The sequence below is a fragment of the Flavobacterium sp. KACC 22763 genome (assembly GCF_028736155.1).
Taxonomy (GTDB): Bacteria; Bacteroidota; Bacteroidia; order Flavobacteriales; family Flavobacteriaceae; genus Flavobacterium.
The window spans coordinates 2,540,857-2,559,842 of record NZ_CP117879.1 but is presented as its reverse complement, the minus strand read 5'-3'; the positions used below and the strand labels follow the sequence as shown (position 1 = coordinate 2,559,842).

The window sequence follows — 18,986 nt, the reverse complement described above, 5'->3', positions numbered from 1 at the left end:
AAAGATACTTCTTAATATCGGATAAATAAAATTTTTAACGTATCCGATATTAAGGCTATTCAATAGTCATGGAACGAAGTTTTGTTCTGTAAGCTTCGAGTGCTATTGATTTGGAAATAAATCCGTGGTATTTTCCATCTCTTAAAACAGGAAGAAAGGCAGATTTTGAAGTTTCAAATTTTCGCATTACAATTTCCATGCTGTCAAGTGTAGAAATTGTAGTTGTTGGTACTTTCATTACGTCTCTAATAAAAGTATATTTTACACGGTAAGTATTGAAAATAATCTCTCGAATATCATTAAAGTGAACTACTCCGACCAAATCTTTTTCATTATTTACAACTGCAAAAACAACTTGGTTGGAATGCGAAATAAGATCAACCAGTTTAGTCAAATTTTCATCTGGATGCACTGTCAAATAATCACACTGAATAATCGAATCGATATCTAAAGTTGATAAAATATTAGAATCTTTATTGCTTGTAAACGCATGGCCTTTTTTGGCTAATCCTTTTACGTCAAGCGAATACTTTTCAAAACGTTTAGAAATGGCAAAACTGATGGAAGAAACAATCATTAGCGGAATCATTAATCCGTAACCTCCAGTAATTTCAGCAATTAAGAAGATGGCAGTCAGAGGAGCATGAAATAAACCACTTAGAATTCCAGCCATTCCGACCATTGTAAAATTACTGATAGGAAGTTTTGATAAGCCGATAAGTGTAACTAGTTTAGAAAAGAAATATCCCAAATAAGATCCTAAGAATAGAGAAGGAGCAAAGTTCCCTCCATTTCCTCCGCTTCCAAGAGTTAAGCCCGAAGCAAATACTTTAACCATCATAGTAGCGCCAATAAATAAAAGCAAAACCCATTGATTGTTTCTAAAATCGGCAAATAAAGTATTGTCTAATAATTGTCCCGGATCTGTATTAGACAGGGTTTTGATGCTCTCATATCCTTCACCAAAAAGTGTTGGAAAAATAAAAATCAACAGTGCCAATAACGATGACCCAATCAACGCTTTTTTATATGGATTGATTTGTTGTTTGGCAAAATAATGTTCTACTCTTTGGAAATTTCTTGAGTAGTAAATTGCAGCCAATCCAGTGAGCACACCTAAAATAACATAAAAGGGGATGTTATGATAATCAAATGTTTCCTGTTTTTTGAAACTTAAAAGTATGCTTTCGTCTAGCACAATTGCAGAAACCAAAGCACCTGTTGCAGCCGAAATCATAATTGGGGTAAAAGCAGAAATGCTGACATCTACCAATAAAACTTCAATAGCAAAAAGAACTCCAGCAATTGGGGCGTTGAACGCTGCTGCGATTCCAGCTGCGACTCCGCATCCAATTAATAAAGTTCGATCTTTATATTGCATCTTATAATTCTGGGCATAATTTGAACCAAATGCTGCTCCAGTAATTACGATGGGACTCTCTAAACCTGCCGAACCTCCTAATCCAACCGTTAACGAACTGGTTACAATCTGCGCGTACATTTGTTTTTTGGGGATAATGCTGGCTTTTTTGGCAACAGCATAAAGTATCTGAGAAGTTCCTTTTTGTATACTTCCGTTAAGAACTTTATTTACAACAAAAACGGTTAATGTAATACCAATAATGGGCAAAATACTGTTGATGAAACTCAGTTTTAGAATTCCATTAATGTATGTGGCAAAAGAGAAGACGCTGTGGGCGAATGTTTTAAGGGCAATCACGGCAAAAGCACATGATATTCCAGTTAAAACGCTAGATAAAAAAAGGAACTGTTTTGGAGTCATTAAAGATTGAGCCAAAGCAATTATACTTTCAAGTCGTCTGAAATATTTTTTTATCATTATGTTTTAAAAATTATCTGTCTTACAAAATTAGATTATAATGTTAGATTAAAAAAATAAAAACTTAGGACTATTAAAAACCAATAGCTTTATCATCGCCTCTAAAGTCAGCTCCTCCTTCTAATGTATGGTCTGGCAAAACCAAAATAGCATCTACTTTTCCGATAATTGGAGTTGGTTTTTCGTTGATAATGTAACTCTTAGCTTTTAACTTGTCAATAGTTTTGCTTTCAAAAGTGTTAGGTTCAAAAGTAATTAAATCTGGCAGCCACTGATGATGAAAACGCGGAGCATTTACAGCTTCCTGCATGCTTAAATTATATTCATAAACATTTAGAATTGTTTGCAAAACGGAAGTTATAATAGTTGAACCTCCTGGAGTTCCTACCACCATAAAAAGTTTTCCGTCTTTTTCTACAATGGTTGGTGTCATTGAGCTTAGCATTCGTTTTTGCGGAGCGATGCTGTTGGCTTCATTTCCAACCAAACCGAACATATTTGGAGAACCTGGTTTGGCACTAAAATCGTCCATTTCATTATTTAAAAAGAAACCAAGTTCGTCACAATAATATTTAGAGCCATAACCGTCATTCAAAGTTGTCGTAGCAGCAATAGCATTCCCGAATTGATCTACAATTGAATAGTGAGTAGTTTCTGTGCTTTCGGCATAATTTACTTTTCCTTCTTTTATTTCGCTAGATAAAGTTGCTTTTTCCGGATTAAAACTAGCCATTCTCTCACGAAGGTAATTTTCGTCTAATAATTCTTTCATCGGAATTTTGACAAAATCTGGATCGCCTAAAAAGTAGCTTCTATCGGCATAAGCTCTTCTTTCCGCTTCAACAATTACCTGAATGGCATCTGCAGAATTATGTCCCATTTTGGCTAAATCATAAGGTTCTAGCATTTTTAAGATTTGAGCCAGACAGATTCCACCGCTGCTTGGCGGAGCCATCGAAGTGATTTTTAAACCTTTATAAGTAAACTGTAATGGTGTTCTCCATTTAGCTTCATATTTCGATAAATCCTGCATTGTGATAATGCCACCTTTTTCCTTAAGATAATTGACTAAGATTTTTGCCGTTTCACCTTTGTAAAATTCGTTTCTTCCTTTTTTCTGAATTCTTTTTAAAGTTTTGGCTAAAGCCGGATATTTGATAGTGTCGTTTTCTTTGAAGCTGCCAGATAAGAGCGAGTTTTCTCCATTTATTTTTACAATGCTTTCATGATAATCCTTTAAGCTTTTCTCCTGTTTTTTAGTCACTACAACCCCTCTTTCTGCTAAAGCAATTACAGGCTCAAGGATCTTAGAAATAGGCATTGTACCATATTTTTTATGAACAGCAAAAACACCTGCAATAGTCCCTGGAACGCCAATGGCAAGTGCTGTCTGAGTACTTTTTCCTTTTATAACATTTCCTTCGCTATCCAAAAACATATCTTTTGTGGCTGCCAGTGGCGCTTTTTCGCGATAATCCAAAGAACCAACTTCGCCATTTGCTTTTCTATACACCATAAATCCGCCGCCGCCGATGTTTCCTGCAAACGGAAAAGCAACTGCAAGAGCTAATTCAGTTCCGACCATGGCGTCAAAAGCGTTTCCTCCATTTTTCATAATGTCAGAACCAATTTTTGAGGCTTCTTCACGAGCAGAAACCACCATTGCTTTTGTAACAACTAGTCCAGTTGGGTTTGGCGTTGTCTGTTGTGCATTGCTGCTGCTTATATATAAGAGGGCGATTAAAATCGTAATTTTTTTCATGTGCAATAAAATTAAATTCACTTAAAGAGAAAGTAGTTTTTCTTTGGCTTTTGTTCTCATTTCATCAAAGAAAAGTGTGAATTCTTCTTCAAACTCATCATAAAACTCAGTAAGTTCTTCAACAGCAAACTGCATTTGTGAAATATTTTTAGATCTTCTGTCCATTTGCGTCAAAATGTTCTGGATTCCTTCAGTGGTTCGATAACTCAAAAGCCAGTTTCTTTCAATCATATAAGGCATTAAACCTTGTGTTTTTTCGGTTAAAATATCATAATTATCATGTAAGGAATGATAAAACCGTTTAACAAAAAGCTCTAATTCTTCGTCAGAATATTGCGTCCAGTTTTTGGCTAAGAAATGATCGTAAACAATATCTACAATAACTCCCGCATAATGATGGTATCGCTCGTGAAGGCGTTTGGTGCTTTTTCTAAAAATATCGTGAGAATCGGTATAAGTGTCAATGAATCGATGCAGTAAAATTCCTTTTTGTACATCTTCGGGAAAATGCTCAAACTGTTTACCGCGAATTCCATCCGCCATAAAATTCCCGATTTTAATTAAATCATTGTCTCCAGAAAGATATATATGGGCTAAGAAATTCATTTTTTGTAAGTTTCTAAGAATCGAAATTTCTAAGATTCTAAGTTATTTTAGTAAATGTATAAAAACTTTTTCAAATCATTTTGTTATAAAAATAACGAGATGCAAGTAGTTTCCTATGGACTAAATTCAAAATCTTAGAAACTTAGCACCTTAGTAACTCAGTAACTTTTTTATATTTGTAAAAAAATAACCCTAACTCACAAAAATGACTCTAATAAAATCTATTTCTGGAATCCGCGGAACGATCGGAGGAAAAGTAGGAGACAATTTAACTCCTGTTGATGCTGTAAAATTTGCGTCGGCATACGGAACTTTCTTAAAAAACAATATTGCTAAAGATAAATTGACAGTTGTAATTGGCCGTGATGCTAGAATTTCTGGACCAATGATTCATAATTTAGTTGTGAATACTTTAATTGGTTTAGGAATCGATGTAATTGATCTTGGGCTTTCTACAACACCAACTGTTGAAGTGGCTGTTCCGTTGGAAAAAGCTGACGGAGGAATTATCTTAACAGCATCTCACAATCCAAAACAATGGAATGCTTTAAAATTATTAAATGCTAAAGGTGAATTTTTAAGTGGAGCTGACGGTGCAAAAATTCTTGAAATTGCTGAAGCAGAAGCTTTTGATTTTTCTGATGTGGATAGTTTAGGCGAAGTTATTTCTAATGACGCTTACATGGATATTCATATCGATGAAGTTTTAAACTTGCCATTGGTTGATATTGAAGCGGTTAAAGAAGCTAAGTTTAAAGTGGTTGTCGATGGTGTAAATTCTTCAGGAGGAATTATTATTCCGAAACTTCTAAAATTAATGGGAGTAGAAGTGGTGGAATTATATTGTGAACCAAACGGACATTTCCCACACAACCCAGAACCTTTAAAAGAGCATTTAACGGATATTTCTGAATTAGTTGTAAAAGAAAAAGCTGATTTTGGTATCGTGGTAGATCCAGATGTAGATCGTTTGGCTTTTATTAGTGAAGACGGTGAAATGTTTGGCGAAGAATATACTTTAGTTGCCTGTGCAGATTATGTTTTAAGTAAAACTCCAGGAAATACAGTTTCTAATATGTCATCTTCTCGTGCTTTAAGAGATGTTACAAAAGCGCATGGCGGAAGTTATGAAGCAAGTGCAGTAGGAGAGGTGAACGTAGTAGAGTTGATGAAGAAAAACAATGCAATAATTGGTGGTGAAGGTAACGGTGGAATTATCTATCCAGAGTTGCACTACGGAAGAGACAGTTTGGTTGGAGTTGCTTTGTTTTTAACGCATTTAGCAAACAAAAAAATGCCGGTTTCTGCTTTGAGAGCTTCTTATCCAGAATACTACATGAGCAAAAATAAAATTGAATTGACTCCGCAAATCGATGTTGATGCAATTTTAACTCAAATGACGGAGAAATACAAAAACGAAGATATCTCGACAATTGATGGTGTAAAAATTGATTTTGCGACAGAATGGGTTCATTTAAGAAAATCAAACACAGAGCCAATTATTCGTATTTATACTGAAGCGCCTTCTCAGGATGCAGCAGATAAATTAGCACTTCGAATTATTGATGAAATTAAAGTAATTGCTGGGATCTAAGATTTCAGTTTTTGAAATAAAAAAGCCTCTTTGGAAATTTCTAAAGAGGCTTTTTCTGTTTGATTGTATTATGGTTAACACATAGAAAAATAGCTTTTTGGAACTTATTAAAAGCGTTTCACTTTTGGATAAATACACATAGAGCTATGTGTTAAAGCTAGCTTTTTCTTTAATCTTAAAACGAAACGATAAAATTCTATGTTTCAATGTGTTAAAATTAAATTTATTCAATTCTGTGCTTCCATCTTTTGTGCGTCCACAAATAAAATTCGGGAGCTTCTAGAATCTGTTTTTCTACTTCTTTAAGATACATTTCAGTAATTTTAAAGTTTTCAAATTCTTTCGGATTATCAGCAAGAGGAATAAATGTAGCTTCATAATAGCCTCTTCTAACTTTTTTAACCTCTACAAAAAGTACTGCCAAATCATATTTTTTTGCCAATGTTTCGGCGCCCGTATGCACAGGAACTTCAACACCCATAAATTTCATCGAATGAAAAATCCTTTCCATCTTTGGCGATTGATCGCTTGCTAAACCATAAAGGCTTAAAATGCCCTCACGCTGGTTTTTTGCCATTGTTGGAATCGCTTTTCTGGTTTCGATCATTTCGGTATTGTATTTAGAACGGATTTTTCGAATTAATCTGTCAAAATAAGGATTAGCCAGCCTTTTGTAAACCGCAACCCCTTGAAATCCGAGTTTGGGATTAATGGTTAAAAGCCATTCATAACTTGCATAATGTGAAGCCACAAGAATTACGCTTTTTCCTCTTTTAGCATAATCAAGCACAAGATCAATGTTTGTTACATGAAATCTTCTTTCCATTTCCTCTGGAGACATACTCATGGTTTTCACCATTTCCAGAAACAGGTCGCACATATGCTTGTAGAATTTCTTTTCGATTACTTTTCTTTCCGCATCATTTAAATGAGGTAAAGTAAGCGCAAGATTCTCGCGAACTACTTTTTTACGATATCCGATCACTCTATATACCAAAAAACAGACAAAATCTGAGAATAAGTAAAATATCGGAAAAGGAAGTATAGAGATAAGCCAAAGTAAAGGGTAGGCTAAAATATAAACAAGAAACTGCATGTAAATTTTTTTGACAAAGATAAATTAAAAAATGATTAGCGATCGATATTTTGCATTCTTGCTAACTTATCTTTAAGAATGACTATATTTACAATTCACAATAATTAATACTCATGAATATTATTTTAATAGCGATTATCGTTGCGAACGTTGTTATTAGTTACAAAGGTTTTAATGATCTTTATTTTTTTAGAAAATACGAATTTCACGTAGGAAGCATTCGTTCTGGAGAGCAAATTAGAATGCTTTCGTCTGGTTTTCTGCATGTAGATATGATGCATTTGATTTTTAACATGTTGACTTTGTATTTTTTTGCTCCTGTAGTTTTAGGCTGGCTAGGTAATTTTTCTTTTATCTTGGTTTATTTTGGAAGCTTAATTTTTGGAAGCCTTCTTACCATGTTGTTTCATAAAAATGATTATAGTTACAGAGCCGTTGGAGCTTCTGGAGCTGTAACCGGAGTTTTGTATTCGGCAATATTACTGCAGCCTGACATGATGCTCGGAATATTTTTTGTCATTTCGATGCCGGCTTATATTTTTGGAATTTTGTATCTATTGTACTCAATTTACGGAATGAAAGCCAAAAATGACAATATTGGGCATACAGCACACTTTGGAGGTGCTATAGGAGGGTATTTGATTACTTTAATAAAAATGCCATCATTATTTACAGACCATACATTGATGGTAATTCTGCTTGCGATTCCAATTTTGATCCTTTTTGGAATGGCAAAATTGGGAAAACTCTAAGCTTGGCACAACTTTTGGAATGCTCTTGTCAAACATTAAAATTTAACAAAAATGAAAAAACTAGTATTATTTTTAACAATCATGTTTATGACTATGTCTTACGGCCAAGAAATCAAACAAGTTCCTTTAATTAATGTTAATGGAGAAGGAAAAGTAAAAGTAGCACCTGATCAGGTTTGTATTTCAGCTTCGGTTGAAACAAAAGGGAATAATGCTAAAGACGTTAAAAAACAAAATGACGAAAAGATGGATGCTGTTTTAAAATTCATCAAAAAAATGAATATCCCAACAGCAGATTTCAAAACAAAACAAGTAGCTCTTAATCCGCAGTACGATTATGAGAAAAAGAAAACTTCTTATAACGCTACACAAACGGTAGAAATTGTAGTGAAAGATTTGGCTAAGTATGATGAATTAATGGAAGGTTTGGTTCAACAAGGAATTAACAGAATCGACAGAGTTTCTTTTGAATCATCTAAATTAGCGCAATACGAATCTGAAGCTAGAAAATTAGCGATGAAAGATGCTAAAACAAAAGCAGAAGAGTACGTTTCTGTTTTGGGGCAAAAAGTAGGTAAGGCGTTTACAATCTCTGATAACTCTCAAATTTACCGTCCACAGCCAATGTATGCTGCTATGAGAATGAAAGAAGCAGACTCAATGGGAGGAGCTTCAAACGAAACTTTAGCAATTGGCGAAATCGAAATTACAGCAAATGTTAGTGTAAGTTTTGTGTTAGACTAAACGGTTCTAAAATTCCAAATAAAAAAAATCCAAATTCCAATTATACTGGGATTTGGATTTTTTTTATTTTGTTATTGAGCTTGGAATTTGGAATTTCAGTATTGGAATTTAATTTAAAATTTAATCAATCTTTAGCGGAAGTGTAAACCTAAATGTACTTCCTTTTCCTTGTTCGCTTTCAACCGAGATTTCTCCTTTATGGATGTTTACAAATTCTTTGCAAAGTAACAATCCAAGTCCGCTTCCGAGTTCGTTTTCTGTTCCTTTTTGGAGAACCTTTCCATTAATTTTAAATAGTTTTTCTTTGATGTAGTCAGGAACTCCGATTCCGTTGTCTGTAATAGAAATTTCTGCTTTCTGATTGGTTTTGGTCAATTTTAGTTTAATTTCTCCATTTTTGTCAGTAAATTTAATGGCATTGCTTAGCAAATTACGCAAAATGGTGCTAATCATATTTTTGTCTACTTCTGCTTCAACCAGAAAAGCCGATTCAAATGTGATGTTTATATTTTTATTTAAAGCTGCATTTCTACTTAGTTCAATATTCTCCTCAATTAAGGCATTTAGCAATATATTTTTAGGATGAAAAGCAATCATTCCGGTTTGGACCTTAGACCATTCTAGCAGATTTTCAAGTAGTTTGTAAATATTCTTATTCGAATCATGCAGCAGTTCAGATATTTCTTTAATTTCTTCACGGCTGTATTGATCAATATTTTCGAGCAGAATTTCAGACAGAGAAACCGATGATCCTAAAGGGCCTCTTAAATCATGAGAAATAATAGAGAAAAACTGATTTCTATCACTCAAAAGCTTTTTGATTTTATTATCCTGCCTTTCTTTAACTAAGAGCAAAAAGCCTACAATTCCAATTAAGGTCAGAAGGAAAAGACAAATGCTGTATAAGCTATCAAAAGTATCATTTGAAATAATAAGATTTTGAGGATGCAAGTATCTGTGAACTATTCGTATTGCAATTAGAATTTCAAATCCTGTATAACACAAAACATAAAAAGTCTTGAAAAAGCTTTTTTCCTTTTCTGTAAAATAAATAATTGTAGGCAATAAATAGATGGCAAAAACACCAATGCCGCCAATGATAACACGAGTATTCATTGAGGCGTCAAACAGTGTCGAAATATTAAAAAGCAATATTGACGCAACTGTAATAGCTATTTGAATTTGAAATTGCCTTTTTGCATGTGTTTTAATGAGCGACAGCATTGCAATGGTTTCAAAGCAACAGGCGCCAAAAATCATAGAATTGGCAATATTGATAGAAGCAAAGTCCGGGATGATATTACGTAGAAGAGCCAATATCCAAGCAAGAGTCAGTATTAATTTACCTAATCCAAACCATTTTAATATTTTTTTGTTATCACTATTGGCATACGAAAACGAAAAACTAAAAATGAGGAGGCAGGTAAAAAAATTACCCCAGAAATAAAGCAGAAAAATGGTTTTTGGATCTACTGGTAAAAGTTCAAACATTAAAAGGATTTTGCTTTTTGGAAATCGATTTTACAAATATATAAATAAACTAAACATTTAGACCTGAGTTGGCGCTTCATGAGCCATGTTCCTGCATATTTAACAATTAGTTTTCTTTAGAATTGTTACTGTTTTTTTAAATTTACATAAAGTTAAATTATTCAAAAAAGGAAATAATTAAAAGAAAGAATTAAATTACATATTGAATGATTTCTTAGATTTGTAAAAAGTACCACAAAACACCTTGTTATGCCACTAATTGAACAATCAGAATATACTTCCCCTTCGATTATTCATCGCAACAGGCATGTTTCTACCATTTATGCTGCCTTGATAAAAAGGTTCGAAGTGCCTGAATATACAAGAGAAAAGCATGAATTGAATGACGGAGATTTTATCAATATCGATTACATTTTAAATGACTCAAAAAAAGCAGTTATTTTATGTCATGGTTTAGAAGGTGATTCTCGCAGAACGTATAATAATAGCTGTGCAGCCTATTTTCTGCAGAAAGATTTTTCAGTTTTTGCTTGGAACAATCGTACTTGCGGTGGAGAAATGAATCGTCTTCCGAGATTATATCATCATGGTGCTGTTGACGATCTTGATGAAGTGGTACGTTTTGCATTGAGAAAAGGAATAGAGGATGTCTATTTAATAGGATATTCAATGGGAGGCGTTCAGCTTCTTAATTATTTGGGATGGACAAAAATTGATCAGCGCATAAAGGCAGCGGTTTCTATTTCGGTGCCAACGCATATTGCAACAAGTGCAGAAGTGCTTAAGCAAGGTTTTAATAGAGTTTATCTAAAGAATTTCACAATAGATATTAAAAAGAAACTGAAATACAAAGCAGCACAGTTTCCTGATTTTATCAACCGTGATCAAATTGATAATATTTCTACTTTTGATGAAGTCGATCAATATTTTACGGCACCGCTTCATGGATTTGCGAGCCGTGACGATTATTACGAACGTGTTTCTCCAGAGTTTTCACTTAAAAATATTACAACTCCAGTTTTAATAATTAATTCGCTAGACGATCCTTTTTTGGGCGAAAGATGTTACCCAAGAATGATTGCCAAAGACAGTGCATATGTTTATCTGGAAACGCCTAAATATGGCGGGCATTGTGCTTTTCCGCTTAGAGATTCTGAATATTCTTATGCCGAGAAAAGAGCGTTTAAGTTTTTTGAATCTTTTAGGTCTAACAATACTTTGGTTTAAAGAATAAATTTATTCATCGCCAGAATTCTCAATTTCAGAAGGCGCTTTTTTTCTAATGCTGGTACTCAGATAAAAGAATAACCGTATCGTGTGATTCATGTCATATTGATATCCGGAATATTTTTGCTGATAGACATTCATATAGCCAAAATCGTAGCTCCATTTTGGATTTATATTTTTTTTGATTCCGATAAAAAAGCGGTTTTGATCAAAAGTATTGTAAATAACTTCTTCTCCAAAATGTAGCAGAATCTCATCTGAAAGCACCATTTGCGGCCACGATTTTTTATCAGAAATTCGGAAAGTAAAACTCATGAGATAACGAATTCTATTAGTAAAACGCCAATCACCACTGGGTTTATCGTTAACGATTTTTTCTTGCCAGCGCTGTTCATTTCGTAAGCGCTGCAAAATGCTTACATTCCCAAATTTTGTGTTTAATTGTGCCTGCTGATAAATTCTGTTTTCGTCAGAAAAAGTACTCCAATCGGGATTGGAAGGTGCTAGCCACATGTGCGCATATCCTAGATTTAGAGAAATATTTGAATTTGGAATATAGCTGATGCCTCCTCTTATAAAATAAAAACTCGGGTCGGAAACAAAATCATTTCGTCTGATATGAAAGTCACCAATCATACCCCAATGATCTGCAAATTTGGTGACAGTGTTTATAGATACCCAAGTCTGAAGCTGCTGGTTAATTTCTTTTTCCTGTCCTTGTCCAAATACATTTATAGAAAGCAAGAAAATCAGGATTCCGATAAAATTGGTTTTCATAAAAAGCACGATAGAAATTAATTAAAAAAAGTAAATTTCTTTAAAATCGGTAATAAGTAATGAGTTGTTAAAGTAAAGATATTCTTTTTTAACGAGAAATTATGTCTTATATTTAAGTTTTAATTTGTTTTATATCAGGTTTTTATGTGTTTTGAATCAAAGATGTTAAATACGTTAAACAAAATTTTTAATCATTTGATTAAAAATTTTGTTTAACGTATTTGTAAAAAACTTAACTTTGCCTTTAAAAATATTAAATATGAGTGCTTCAGCATCTGAGAAAAAAGATTCTACTACAGAAGAAAAGATAAAAACAGCAGCCAAAACTGTTTTTTATAAAAAAGGTTTTGCAGCAACGCGAACTAGAGATATTGCTGAGGAAGCAGGTTTGAATCTTGCTTTGCTTAACTATTATTTCAGAAGTAAGGCTAAACTCTTCGAAATTATAATGGCAGAAACTTTTTCTGGTTTTATAGGCAGTATGAAAGTGATTTTGGATGATGAGAAAACTTCTTTGGAACAAAAAGTAATAACTATTGCCGAGCGATACATTGATTTTATCAGTGTAGAACCTGAAATTCCAACCTTTATTTTAACTGAAATTCGTAATAATCCAGAAGAACTTTTAAAAAAACTGCCCATTAAAGAAATCGTAAATGATTCTGTTTTTATTAAACAATTTCAAGAAGCAGTTCAAAATAAAGAAATAACAGAACCTAATCCGTTGCACTTTTTGATGAATCTGCTGGGATTGGTCGTTTTTCCATTTATAGTCAAACCCATTATTATGGGAAGCAGAAATCTGGAAACAGAACAGTTTCATGCACTAATGCAAGAGCGCAAGAAAAAAATTCCGATCTGGATTAATATGATGTTTAAAGCCTAATACTAACCTGAAGTTAATTTATACTGTAATGAGAAGGAAATTATACTTTAAATATATTGGAATCTTGTCCTTTATAACAGCACAGGCACAGACCTTGACAATTGATCAAAGTTATCAGTTGGCTGTTGAGAATTATCCTTTAATAAAACAATATGAACTTATTGAAAAAAGTAAAGAATATACTTTGAGTAATGCCAATAAAGCTTATCTGCCTCAAATAAGTCTAACCGCAATTGAAGGATACGTTTTTGGAGATTTTCCGACTTTGGGAAGTTCAGGAAACGACAGCAAATTTAAGTTTATTGGTCTCGGGCAAGTCAATCAGACTATTTGGGATGGAGGCGCTACCAAAACACAGAAAAAGATTATTGAGGCATCTTCAAACGCGGATAAAGCTTCTGTAGAAGTCTCGCTTTACGATTTACGTTCTCGCGTAAATCAGCTTTATTTCGGCGTATTGCTTATTGACGAGCAATTGAAGCAGCTTCAAATTCAAAATGCCATTATTGCCAATAATATTGATAAGGTTAAAAAACTTCACGAAAATGGTTTGGCGTATAAAACGGATGTTGATGAAATGAAAGCTGAACAGCTCAATCTTAGCAGACAGAAAAAAGATTTTGAATATACTAAAGCAGGTTACCAAACGATGCTTTCTTATTTGATAGGGAAAAACATCAGTCAGGAAAAACTTGGAAAACCTTTCAATTCTTCTAGTCTCGACACTATTATCAAACGTCCAGAACAATTACTTTTTGCCAGTCAGCGCAATCTGGTAAATGCACAATCCGAAATGCGGAAAGTTAGCCTTATGCCTAAAGTTGGCTTACTGGGTGCAGGTGTAGTTTTGGCACCTGGAATTAATTTGGGAACCAATAAAATTTCTACCGTTGGAGTTGCTGGAGTAAGTGTTGGATGGGATATAAAAGGATTGTATAAAAATTCAAACGAAAAACAGCTGACACAGCAGAATTTGAAAAAAATAGAAGTTCAAGAAGAGACCTTTTTATTTAACACCAGATTTCAAATGAATCAAAAAACGGCCGACATTGAAAGACAGAAAGCCATTTTGAAAGATGATGATGAAATTGTAAAACTTCGTCAGACTATTCGCGAAGGATATCAGCTGAAATACGACACTGGCGCTGGCCCGCTAATCGATTTACTGAATGCAACCGAAAAAGAAGGAAATGCACGAGCAGAAAAAGCATTGCACGAAATTCAATTGCTTATGGCAGAATACGAGTATCAAACAATCAAAGGAAATTAATACTATACATTATGAAAAAGATAACGCTTTTATATTTTCTTATTCCAGCAATATTCATGTTTTCATGCAATAATAAAGAAAATGATTTTGATGCTTCGGGGTCTTTTGAAGCTGTTGAAACCATTCTGTCAGCAGAAGCAAACGGTCAGATTTTACAATTGAATGTAGAAGAAGGCCAACAATTAGAAGCAGGACAAAAAGTAGGTTTTATAGACAGTACACAGCTTGCTATAAATAAAATGCAATTGCGCCAAAGTGAAAAAGCAATTCTGAGCGGAAGACCGCAAATACAGATACAAACCGAAAGTTTAAAACGACAGCTCGATAATGCTATTTTAGACCGCAACAGAACTGAAAAATTAGTAAAAGGTGGAGTAGCTTCTCAAAAGCAATTGGATGATATAAATTCTAAAGTAGCCGCTTTACAAGCGCAGATAAAGGCTCAGAAGAGTTCGCTGGAAACCACTACTGAAAACTTGACTCAACAAGGAAATACAGTTGGAGTTCAGTTAGAAGGAATTGAAGATCAATTGAACAAAAGCGTAATTGTAAATCCGATAAAAGGAACCGTTTTGGCAAAATATGCAGAACAGTATGAAATGGCTGTAATTGGAAAACCATTATACAAAATTGCCAATTTGGAAACACTTGATTTGAGAGCGTATATAACAGGAACGCAACTGCCACAAATTAAAATAGGACAGCAGGTTAAAGTGCGTATAGACGAAGGTGAGAAGAAATACAAAGAATATCAGGGAACAATTGCTTGGATTTCAAACAAATCTGAGTTTTCTCCAAAAACAATTCCGACCAAAGATGAAAGAGCCAATTTGGTTTACGCGATAAAAGTAAGAGTGAAAAACGATGGATATCTGAAAATTGGTATGTACGGAGAAGTTCTTTGGTCAAAATAAAACAATACAATATGCCTTCAGTTACATTAAAAAATATTACTAAAAAATATGGTGATTTTGTCGCTGTAGATGAGGTGTCTTTTGAAGTGCAGAAAGGAGAACTTTTTGGCTTAATTGGTCCTGATGGCGCTGGGAAAACTTCGATTTTCAGAATCTTAACGACATTACTTTTGGCGGAAGGAGGTACAGCAACTGTTGAAGGGCATGATGTTGTAAAAGACTTTGAGGAAATTAGAAATAAAGTAGGCTACATGCCTGGAAAATTCTCTTTGTATCAGGATTTGACTGTAAAAGAAAATCTCGAGTTTTTTGCCACCATTTTCGGAACCACGATTGAAGAAAATTATGAACTGATTAAAGATATATACGATCAGATAAAACCTTTTAATGACAGACGTGCCGGAAAACTTTCTGGAGGAATGAAGCAAAAATTGGCTTTATGCTGTGCTTTGATTCATAAACCTGAAATTTTATTTCTGGATGAACCTACAACAGGTGTAGATGTGGTTTCTCGAAGTGAATTTTGGGAAATGCTGGCAAAACTTAAAAAGCAAAACATTACAATAGTAGTTTCGACTCCTTACATGGACGAAGCAAAATTATGCGATCGCATTGCGCTTATCCAAAACGGAAAAATAATGACAGTTGATGAACCGAAACAAATTATAAATAGTTTCCCGAAACCGCTTTTTGCTGTAAAAGCAAAGAATATTTACAAGCTTTTACAAAATCTTAGAACGGAAAAAGAAATTGAGAATTGCGATGCCTTTGGTGAATTTCTTCATCTTACATTGTCTTCAGAGCTTGCAGATGTAGAGAAAGTTATAACTATTGCTCAAAAATACAATCCCGAAGATTTAGAAGTAAAAAAAATAGAGCCAACAATTGAAGACAGTTTTATTCGTCTAATGCGGGAACAAAATCATTTGAATGAACCAAAAGAAATGCTGAATGGAAAATAAAGCTATAGTTTGTAAAGATCTAACGAAACAGTTTGGTGATTTCAAAGCGGTTGACAAAATTAGCTTTGAAGTGAGCGAAGGCGAAATTTTTGGATTTCTAGGAGCCAATGGAGCTGGAAAAACAACAGCCATGCGAATTCTCTGCGGACTTTCTTTTCCGACTTCTGGAGAAGCCCACGTGGCTGGTTTTGATGTGTATAGACAGCAGGAAAAAATCAAGAAAAATATTGGTTATATGAGTCAGAAGTTTTCGCTGTATGATAATCTTACTATTTTGGAAAATATTGAATTTTTTGCTGGAGTTTATGGTGTTTCTAGACCTGAAATAAAGGAAAGAAGTAAAGATTTAGTTTCGGCTTTGGGCTTGGAGAAAGAAGCCAAAAAATTGGTTGGCGGATTGCCTTTGGGTTGGAAACAGAAACTGGCTTTTTCTGTTGCCGTATTTCATCGCCCAAAAATTGTTTTTCTAGACGAACCTACAGGTGGTGTTGACCCAATAACCAGACGCCAATTTTGGGAAATGATTTATCAGGCAGCAGCTGACGGAATTACGGTTTTTGTTACCACTCATTATATGGATGAAGCCGAATATTGTGATAGAATCAGTATTATGGTTGACGGGCATGTTGCAGCAATAGATTCTCCATCAGCATTAAAAAAACGCTTCGATGCCGTTTCTATGGATGAGGTTTTTTATGAACTGGCACGAAATGCCAAAAGAACATCAGATTAGTATGAAAAGATTACTGGCTTTTATCCAAAAAGAGTTTTATCATGTTTTCAGAGATCGAAGAACTTTGCTGATTCTCTTTGGGCTTCCTGTTGCACAAATTGTTCTTTTTGGTTTTGCCTTGAGCAGCGAAGTAAAGAATATCGGAATTGCCATTCAGGATAATTCACACGATATTCATACCGAAAAAATGATACAAAAGATACAGTCCAGTTCTTATTTTCATGTTGAAAATCCGATCTTGAATTACAATGATATTGAGAACAGATTTAAAGACGGAAGCATAAAATGTGCGGTCATTTTTCCGTCCAATTTTGGTTCTGATATTCAACGTCTCGGAGGAGCAAAAATTCAGGTAATTGCTGATGCATCAGATCCTAATACGGCGACAATAGTTACCAATTATTTGAACGCGATTATTAGAGATTATCAGCAGGAATTAAATCCGTCTGCGAAGTTAAATTATCAAATAATTCCAGAATTAAGACAGCTTTATAATGAACAGCAGAACGGTTCGCTTAACTTTATTCCTGGCGTAATTGCCTTGATTTTTATGATTGTAAGTACAGCTTTGACTTCGGTTTCTGTTGTGCGTGAAAAAGAACTTGGAACGATGGAAATTTTGCTGGTGTCGCCTTTCAAACCCATTATGGTTTTAATCGCAAAAGCAATTCCATTTTTAGTACTTTCCATAATCAACTTTATCATTATTATATTTCTTTCAGTATATCTGCTTGATGTTGAGATTAAAGGAAGTTTTCTGCTTCTTTTTGCAGAAAGTATTTTGTTTATTATCACTTGTCTTTCTCTTGGACTATTGATTTCAAATGTTACCAATTCGCAACAAACTGCGATGCTTATATCGATGATGGGTATGATGGTGCCAACTTTGATTCTGACTGGTTTTATGTTTCCGATAGAAAATATGCCTTGGATATTTCAAGCGATTTCTCATGTAATTCCGTCGCATTATTATTATATCATTGTAAAAGCTGTAATGCTCAAAGGTTTGGGCTTTTCATATATCTGGAAAGAAACGCTAATATTGGCAGTAATGACAGTTTTATTGCTTACGATCTCTTTGAAAAAATTTAAAATCAGATTGTCATGAAGGTGTTACGTTTTATACTGCAGAAAGAATTTCGACAGATCTTTAGAGATAAAACGATTCTTGCAATGATGTTTTTTGTGCCGACGATACAGCTCATCATTTTACCGCTTGCGGCTAATTTTGAAGTGAAAAGTGTAAACATTGTTTATGTAGATCATGACCATAGTTCTTATTCAGAAAAATTAATAAATAAAATAGGCTCTTCGGGATACTTTCATATTGTAGGAGCACCAGCATCGTATTTAGAAGGCATGAAGTTTATTGAAACGGGAGATGCCGATCTAATTCTAGAAATTCCTTCTGGATTTGAACGAAATTTGGTAAGAGAAGGCAGCCAGAAAGTGAATATCGCTGCAGATGCCATTAACGGAACGAAATCCAATATCGGAAATGCTTATTTAAATGTTGTGCTGGCAGATTTTAGTAATGATTTGGATATTCGGTTTAAATTACCGCCACAATCGGCTTCTGTTTCGCCATCCTTAATAACTTTAAACAGTACAAATTGGTACAATCCGAGAGCAGAATATAAATACTATATGGTTCCTGGAATTCTGGTTTTATTGCTCACTTTGATTGGCGGATTTATTACGGCACTGAATATTGTAAAAGAAAAAGAAATTGGTACGATTGAACAGATTAATGTGACGCCAATTCAAAAATGGCAATTTATTCTGGGTAAGCTAATCCCTTTTTGGATTGTTGGAATGATTGTATTTACAGTTGGTCTTATTGTAATATATTTGATTTACGGAATATTTCCGCAAGGCAGTTTCTTAGTTTTATATCTTTTTGCAGGAGTTTATCTAACGGCCTTATTAGGGTTAGGACTTTTGATTTCAACATTTGCCGATACGCAATTGCAAGCCATGTTTATCGCCTTTTTCTTTATGATGATTTTTATGCTCATGAGCGGTTTCTTTACTAGTACTGATAGTATGCCGAATTGGGCAAGAACCATTTCAGAATTTACGCCTGTAACGCATTTTATTAAAGTGGTTCGTCTTATTGTTTTGAAAGGAAGTGGTCTGCAAGAAGTTGGAAGAGAGCTTTTATACTTAATTATTTTTGCGGTTGTTTTAAATTCATTGGCGATTTATAACTATAGAAAAACAAGTTAATATAAAAAGATTCCTGAAAATGATAGCGCAATGATAGCGCGGATTTGCAATCCGTGCCCACAAAGATTGTTAGTTTTCTTTGTAAATATAAAAAAGCATATTA

Annotated in this window: 17 protein-coding genes; 11 read left to right on the top strand and 6 right to left on the bottom strand. The window is 34.1% G+C overall.

Annotation, left to right across the window (positions count from 1 at the left end; translation table 11 throughout):
* Positions 1 to 55 precede the first annotated feature (55 nt).
* From PQ463_RS10235 to PQ463_RS10225, 3 genes are all read right to left on the bottom strand, one after another.
* Positions 56 to 1,840, bottom strand: a complete 1,785-nt coding sequence (locus PQ463_RS10235) for a chloride channel protein (RefSeq protein ID WP_274257666.1) — start codon at positions 1,838 to 1,840, stop codon at positions 56 to 58.
* 73 nt (positions 1,841 to 1,913) lie between these two features.
* Positions 1,914 to 3,602 carry a gamma-glutamyltransferase gene (ggt, locus tag PQ463_RS10230; protein WP_274257664.1) on the bottom strand — a complete coding sequence of 563 codons (1,689 nt, stop codon included), beginning with the start codon at positions 3,600 to 3,602 and terminating at the stop codon, positions 1,914 to 1,916.
* A gap of 21 nt (positions 3,603 to 3,623) precedes the next feature.
* Positions 3,624 to 4,208 (bottom strand): acyl carrier protein phosphodiesterase, encoded by a 585-nt coding sequence (locus PQ463_RS10225; protein WP_274257663.1) that lies wholly within the window; start codon positions 4,206 to 4,208, stop codon positions 3,624 to 3,626.
* A 205-nt stretch (positions 4,209 to 4,413) separates the two neighbouring features.
* On the opposite strand from PQ463_RS10225, the gene glmM reads away from it, so the two are divergent.
* Positions 4,414 to 5,802 (top strand): phosphoglucosamine mutase, encoded by a 1,389-nt coding sequence (glmM, locus tag PQ463_RS10220; protein ID WP_198856239.1) that lies wholly within the window; start codon positions 4,414 to 4,416, stop codon positions 5,800 to 5,802.
* A 223-nt stretch (positions 5,803 to 6,025) separates the two neighbouring features.
* Here the strand turns inward: glmM and PQ463_RS10215 are convergent, their stop codons facing one another.
* Complete coding sequence (locus PQ463_RS10215; RefSeq protein ID WP_111377205.1) at positions 6,026 to 6,898, bottom strand: lysophospholipid acyltransferase family protein; 873 nt, start codon at positions 6,896 to 6,898, stop codon at positions 6,026 to 6,028.
* A gap of 113 nt (positions 6,899 to 7,011) precedes the next feature.
* Between PQ463_RS10215 and PQ463_RS10210 the strand changes: the two genes are divergently transcribed.
* Together PQ463_RS10210 and PQ463_RS10205 are read left to right on the top strand one after the other, a co-directional pair.
* Positions 7,012 to 7,650 (top strand): rhomboid family intramembrane serine protease, encoded by a 639-nt coding sequence (locus PQ463_RS10210; protein ID WP_274257661.1) that lies wholly within the window; start codon positions 7,012 to 7,014, stop codon positions 7,648 to 7,650.
* A gap of 51 nt (positions 7,651 to 7,701) precedes the next feature.
* Positions 7,702 to 8,394, top strand: coding sequence for an SIMPL domain-containing protein (locus PQ463_RS10205; protein ID WP_274257659.1), 693 nt, complete (start codon positions 7,702 to 7,704; stop codon positions 8,392 to 8,394).
* Between the two features lie 120 nt (positions 8,395 to 8,514).
* Here PQ463_RS10205 and PQ463_RS10200 read toward each other — a convergent pair whose 3' ends face one another.
* Complete coding sequence (locus PQ463_RS10200; protein ID WP_274257658.1) at positions 8,515 to 9,885, bottom strand: sensor histidine kinase; 1,371 nt, start codon at positions 9,883 to 9,885, stop codon at positions 8,515 to 8,517.
* Positions 9,886 to 10,134: 249 nt separating this feature from the next.
* On the opposite strand from PQ463_RS10200, the gene PQ463_RS10195 reads away from it, so the two are divergent.
* Positions 10,135 to 11,112: a YheT family hydrolase gene (locus PQ463_RS10195; protein WP_274257657.1), complete on the top strand. Its 978-nt coding sequence runs from the start codon at positions 10,135 to 10,137 to the stop codon at positions 11,110 to 11,112.
* A 9-nt stretch (positions 11,113 to 11,121) separates the two neighbouring features.
* Here PQ463_RS10195 and PQ463_RS10190 read toward each other — a convergent pair whose 3' ends face one another.
* On the bottom strand, positions 11,122 to 11,889 hold the full coding sequence (locus PQ463_RS10190; RefSeq protein WP_274257656.1) for a DUF2490 domain-containing protein: 768 nt from the start codon (positions 11,887 to 11,889) through the stop codon (positions 11,122 to 11,124).
* Positions 11,890 to 12,148: 259 nt separating this feature from the next.
* Here PQ463_RS10190 and PQ463_RS10185 point away from each other — a divergent pair, with 259 nt between their 5' ends.
* The 7 genes from PQ463_RS10185 to PQ463_RS10155 are packed head-to-tail and all read left to right on the top strand — an operon-like array spanning position 12,149 to position 18,883.
* Complete coding sequence (locus PQ463_RS10185; RefSeq protein ID WP_274257655.1) at positions 12,149 to 12,775, top strand: TetR/AcrR family transcriptional regulator; 627 nt, start codon at positions 12,149 to 12,151, stop codon at positions 12,773 to 12,775.
* A gap of 28 nt (positions 12,776 to 12,803) precedes the next feature.
* Entirely contained in the window at positions 12,804 to 14,045 is a 1,242-nt protein-coding gene (locus PQ463_RS10180; protein WP_274257654.1) for a TolC family protein, read from the top strand.
* 11 nt (positions 14,046 to 14,056) lie between these two features.
* Positions 14,057 to 14,959 carry an HlyD family secretion protein gene (locus PQ463_RS10175; protein WP_274257653.1) on the top strand — a complete coding sequence of 301 codons (903 nt, stop codon included), beginning with the start codon at positions 14,057 to 14,059 and terminating at the stop codon, positions 14,957 to 14,959.
* 11 nt (positions 14,960 to 14,970) lie between these two features.
* Positions 14,971 to 15,921 (top strand): ABC transporter ATP-binding protein, encoded by a 951-nt coding sequence (locus PQ463_RS10170; protein ID WP_274257652.1) that lies wholly within the window; start codon positions 14,971 to 14,973, stop codon positions 15,919 to 15,921.
* Positions 15,911 to 16,654 (top strand): ABC transporter ATP-binding protein, encoded by a 744-nt coding sequence (locus PQ463_RS10165; RefSeq protein ID WP_274257651.1) that lies wholly within the window; start codon positions 15,911 to 15,913, stop codon positions 16,652 to 16,654. The genes PQ463_RS10170 and PQ463_RS10165 overlap by 11 nt, the downstream gene beginning before the upstream one ends.
* A 1-nt stretch (position 16,655) precedes the next feature.
* Positions 16,656 to 17,762 (top strand): ABC transporter permease, encoded by a 1,107-nt coding sequence (locus PQ463_RS10160; RefSeq protein ID WP_274257650.1) that lies wholly within the window; start codon positions 16,656 to 16,658, stop codon positions 17,760 to 17,762.
* A complete protein-coding gene (locus PQ463_RS10155) occupies positions 17,759 to 18,883 on the top strand; it encodes an ABC transporter permease (protein WP_274257649.1) in 1,125 nt (374 codons plus the stop codon). The genes PQ463_RS10160 and PQ463_RS10155 overlap by 4 nt, the downstream gene beginning before the upstream one ends.
* Positions 18,884 to 18,986: the final 103 nt, after the last annotated feature.